The organism is Eubacterium sp. An3, from assembly GCF_002159465.1.
GTDB classification, from domain to species: domain Bacteria; phylum Bacillota; class Clostridia; order Lachnospirales; family Lachnospiraceae; genus Anaerobutyricum; species Anaerobutyricum stercoris.
This window is the reverse complement of record NZ_NFIR01000098.1, coordinates 1-915: the sequence shown is the minus strand read 5'-3', so window position 1 is coordinate 915 and position 915 is coordinate 1. Positions and strand designations below refer to the sequence as shown.

General features: G+C 54.6%; 1 rRNA gene. It reads right to left on the bottom strand.

Features of this window, described 5'->3' with window-relative positions:
* Positions 1-915, bottom strand: a 23S ribosomal RNA gene (locus tag B5F87_RS20505); the annotation flags it as partial.

Genomic DNA, 915 nt, shown 5'->3' with positions numbered 1-915 from the left:
GCCTCCCACCTATCCTGTACATGCAATACCGAATCCCAGTATCAGGCTGGAGTAAAGCTCCATGGGGTCTTTCCGTCCTGGCGCGGGTAACCAGCATCTTCACTGGTATTTCAATTTCACCGGGTGTGTTGTTGAGACAGTGCCCAAATCATTACGCCTTTCGTGCGGGTCGGAACTTACCCGACAAGGAATTTCGCTACCTTAGGACCGTTATAGTTACGGCCGCCGTTTACTGGGGCTTAAGTTCAGGCCTTCGCTTGCGCTAAGCCCTCCCCTTAACCTTCCAGCACCGGGCAGGCGTCAGCCCATATACCTCACCTTGCGGTTTCGCATAGACCTGTGTTTTTGCTAAACAGTTGCTTGGGCCGTTTCTCTGCGGCTGTTCGCACAGCACTCCTTCTCCCGAAGTTACGGAGTCATTTTGCCGAGTTCCTTAACAACACTTCTCCCGCCGGCCTTAGGATCCTCTCCTCATCCACCTGTGTCGGTTTACGGTACGGGCCCTTATGGAACCATAGCGGCTTTTCTCGACAGCAAGGGGCCGCGGCTTCGCTACTTCATTTCGCTCCGCATCACGCCTTCGTCTTTTATGGGACGGATTTGCCGATCCCAAAACTACTTCGCTTGCACCGGGCTTTCCATTCCCGGCTCCGCTTCCCTTCCCGTGTCCCCGCAGTTCTGTCCATAAGGGGTGCAGGAATCTGAACCTGCTGTCCATCGGATACGCATTTCTGCCTCTCCTTAGGCCCCGACTTACCCAGGGCAGATCAGCTTTACCCTGGAAACCTTGGATATTCGGCCTGAAGGATTCCCACCTTCATCTCGCTACTCATTCCGGCATTCTCTCTCCTTAAAGGTCCACGCCCCCTTCCGGTAACGCTTCGCCCCCTTAAGGATGCTCCTCTACCAATCCTT